Below are 2851 nucleotides of genomic sequence, written 5' to 3' on the forward strand. Positions count from 1 at the left end.
TTTGCGATGAGGCCGCGGCAAATCAGGGAGTTGATTCTTGCGCTGCAAAGATTGACCACCGAGGTTTCCTACGGGGTGTCTCCGCTACCAGATGCTTTCGCCAAGACAGGAGAGCCCTTGCGAGAGCCGCTGCGCACTCTGTTTCAGCAAGCCTCACGCTGGATGCACCCCTCTTTTGGCCTGACTGCCAGAGAAAGCTTGCATAAAGCTATTGAAGACTCGTGGAACCGTTCCTCTATGAAGCAAGCCGAGAAGGAAGCGATGCGGCAGCTTGCTTACAGTCTTGGAACCAGCGACCGTGAAGACCAGATCAAGCACATTGCGCTGACCATCCAACAGTTATCCCATGAGGAAGCGCAGGCGCAGGCAGATCAGGTGAGGTACGAGCGTATGAGCAGGAGCCTGGGACTGCTGATCGGAGCATTGATCGTCATTTTGATCTATTAGCGGGGTGCTCGAATGAATTTAGAAGTGAACGCAATTTTCCAGATTGCCGGAATTGGCATTATTATCGCTATGATTCATACCGTATTAAAGCAAATGGGCAAAGAAGACATGGCCCACTGGGTAACGGTCATTGGTTTCGTCGTGGTCCTGTTCATGGTGGTGCGAATGCTGGATAACCTTCTGCAAGAGATCAAATCTATCTTTCTTTTTCAGTAGGTGGACACATGGAAATCATTCAGGTGGTGGGCTTCGCCCTCATTGCCACAGTCCTCATTTTAGTCATTAAGGAACAGAAGCCGATGTTTGCCTTTTTGATTGCAACAGCTGCGGGAATCGTCATTTTTTTGCTGCTGATTGGCAAGATCGGATCTGTGGTTGCTGTACTGGAGCGACTGGCCCGGTCTTCAGGCATGGATATGATCTATTTTAAAACCGTATTGAAAATAATCGGTATCGCTTATATTGCTGAATTTGGAGCGCAAATCGTTCGGGATGCAGGACAAGACGGGATTGCTTCCAAAATTGAGCTTACCGGAAAGGTACTCATTATGGTGCTCGCAATCCCGATTATCAGCATTATTATTGATACCATTCTGAAGCTGATGCCCGCCTGAGGGGGTGATGCCATGAAAAGGCTAGGGGGCATGCCGAATCTCAAAGTAATTGCAATGTTGCTGCTATGTCTCTGGTGTGCCTCAGCTGCGGTCCTCTTTGCAGATACACCGACAAACGAATGGATCAGACAGCAGGCGGAGCAAATGCCCAAAGATGAAGTAGAACATTATTGGGACGGGCTCATGCAGCAATACGGCGGATTTTTCCCTGATCAGAAAACGCCTTCCTTCATGGACATGCTGCTTCCAGGCGGTGAAGGGTTCAGCATAAAGGGTGTATTGAGCGCTATAGCTGATTTTTTCATCCATGAAATCCGGGTAAATGCCAAGTTGCTCGTCACCATCGTCATGCTCAGCATTATGAGTATGGTGCTGGAAACGCTGCAAAGTGCTTTTGAAAGCAAACAGGTCAGCAAAGTGGCCTACGCTATCGTATACATGGTCATTATCATTCTGGCGATTAATAGCTTTAGTGTAGCGATTGGTTATGCCAAAGAAGCGATTGATAGCATGATTCACTTCATGATGGCAATGTTGCCTTTGTTGTTTACCATGTTAGCCTCGATGGGTAACGTCGTAACAGTTTCGGTGACCCACCCGCTGATTGTATTTATGATCAACACAGTCGGAACAGTCATTCATACGCTGGTTTTCCCGCTACTGTTTTTCTCGGCTGTGCTCTACTTGGTCAACTCGCTGACAGGCAAATACAAACTGACCCAGCTAGCCGATCTGTTGCGGAACGCTGGAGTAGCAGTGCTGGGAGTGTTGCTGACCATATTTCTAGGAGTCATTTCGGTACAAGGCTTGACATCGTCAATTACTGACGGATTAACGATCCGCACAGCCAAATATATTACAGGTAGCTTTGTTCCGGTGGTCGGCAAGGCGTTGGCAGATGCGACAGATACAGTCATTTCGGCTTCGCTGCTCGTTAAAAATGCCATTGGTCTGGTAGGAGTCATTATTATTTTGTTCCTGTGCGCATTTCCTGCTCTCAAGATTCTGACACTGGCTCTCATTTATAAAGTGACAGCAGCGATCATGCAGCCTTTGGGTGATACGCCTATTGTGGAATGTCTCGATGCGATCGGCAAGAGCATGATTTATGTTTTCGCGGCACTGGCGGCAGTGGGTTTAATGTCCTTCCTTGCGATTACAATCATGCTCGCAGCAGGAAATATGACGGTCATGATGAGGTGAACCAATGCACGTAAACCAACAAGGGGGGAGGGGAGTGACGTGACCTGGCTGGGAGGTTGGCTTAAGGAACTGGTGCTAATCGTGTTGCTGGCTTCTTTTGTCGATATGATCTTACCGAGCCGATCTATGGAAAGGTATGTCAAACTCGTTCTCAGCCTGCTTATTCTGCTGACGTTGCTGTCTCCGGTCGTGCGCTTACTGAGCAGCAGCCCCTGCGAGGTTTTAGGGCGAGCATTGGATCTTCAACGTCAGGCTGAGACAGGCAAGAGGGAACCGACATTGGAGGAGATTTTGGCAAAAGGCAGCCAGTTAAAGCAACAGCAAGAACAAAGCTCCATGCAATGGGCTGGCAAAGAGGTAGCTAAGGAAATGAAAGGACAATTGGAACAGTATACTGGGTTAGCAATTCAGTCGGTCCAGGTTACCCTTGCAAAGATTCAACAGAAGGAATCGGGGCTGGAGGCAGGAACGGGTGTCCAGTCGGTAGTGGTCAAATTGGCGGAGCAGCAGCCAGAAAAAGAAAAGAAAAACACAGACGTCTCGCCTGGTGCAGATGCTAAGCCGATTATGGTGGAGCCTGTGGCCGA

At 48.8% G+C, this 2851-nt stretch carries 5 protein-coding genes; all 5 read left to right on the forward strand.

The window, feature by feature from the left end; genetic code table 11:
* Positions 1–447 (forward strand): stage III sporulation protein AB (locus GRP75_RS23385; RefSeq protein ID WP_160790502.1); only part of this gene is annotated, 447 nt, incomplete at its 5' end.
* Positions 448–459: 12 nt separating this feature from the next.
* Positions 460–663, forward strand: coding sequence for a stage III sporulation protein AC (spoIIIAC, locus tag GRP75_RS23390; protein ID WP_010345636.1), 204 nt, complete (start codon positions 460–462; stop codon positions 661–663).
* 8 nt (positions 664–671) lie between these two features.
* Positions 672–1061 (forward strand): stage III sporulation protein AD, encoded by a 390-nt coding sequence (gene spoIIIAD / locus GRP75_RS23395; RefSeq protein WP_013310826.1) that lies wholly within the window; start codon positions 672–674, stop codon positions 1059–1061.
* Between the two features lie 12 nt (positions 1062–1073).
* Complete coding sequence (gene spoIIIAE / locus GRP75_RS23400) at positions 1074–2264, forward strand: stage III sporulation protein AE (protein ID WP_160790503.1); 1191 nt, start codon at positions 1074–1076, stop codon at positions 2262–2264.
* A gap of 39 nt (positions 2265–2303) precedes the next feature.
* Positions 2304–2851: stage III sporulation protein AF (locus tag GRP75_RS23405; RefSeq protein WP_160790504.1), on the forward strand; the 548-nt coding region annotated here is incomplete at its 3' end.

This window comes from Paenibacillus sp. OT2-17, assembly GCF_009827695.1.
Taxonomy (GTDB): Bacteria; Bacillota; Bacilli; order Paenibacillales; family Paenibacillaceae; genus Paenibacillus; species Paenibacillus polymyxa_B.